The sequence below is a fragment of the Gordonibacter pamelaeae 7-10-1-b genome, from assembly GCF_000210055.1.
Classification (GTDB): domain Bacteria; phylum Actinomycetota; class Coriobacteriia; order Coriobacteriales; family Eggerthellaceae; genus Gordonibacter; species Gordonibacter pamelaeae.
Genome location: NC_021021.1, coordinates 2924175 through 2924737, shown reverse-complemented (window position 1 = coordinate 2924737; position 563 = coordinate 2924175). Strand labels below are relative to the sequence as shown.

At 69.8% G+C, this 563-nt stretch carries 1 protein-coding gene; it reads right to left on the bottom strand.

Going from position 1 to position 563, the window contains the following annotated elements; all coding sequences use genetic code 11:
- On the bottom strand, positions 1-556 hold a 556-nt coding region (locus tag GPA_RS13505), incomplete at its 3' end, for an RNA polymerase sigma factor (protein WP_041239661.1).
- Positions 557-563 lie beyond the last annotated feature (7 nt).

Here is a 563-nt window from a genome sequence, read left to right as displayed (position 1 = left end):
TGAGGAACTCTGCCATGCGCGCCCGCGCGCGCGAGAGCCGCTGGCGGTACGCCTCGGGCGTGATGCCGAGCGCGTCGGCCGCGGCCCGGCTGTCCATCTTGAACATGGTGCCCAGCACGAACGCGCTGCGCCCCTCCACGTCCAGGCACTGCAGCATGCCGTGCATGCACGATACCTTTAGCTCGCGTTCCAGCAGGCTGCGGTCCGCGCCGCCGGCCAGGTCGGGCACGTCGTGCTCGCGTCCCGAGGCGATGTCCTCGCCGTACACGTCGAAGCTCACGGGACGCTGGGCGAACAGGCCCTTGCGGTAGGTGGCCAGGTGGTTGAGCGCGATGCGGAACACCCAGGTGGAAAACGCGCTCTCGCGGCGGAACCCGGACAGGCGCGTGCACGCCTTCACCAGCACCTCCTGCGTGGCGTCCTCGGCGTCGGGCACGGTGCCCAGCATGCGCAGCGCCAGGTTGAACACCTGGTCCTGCACGCTTGCCAGCAGCTTGCCCAGGGCCTTCTCGTCCCCAGCGAGCGCGGCGTCGATCAACGCGTTCTCGTCGGTCATGCGGTTC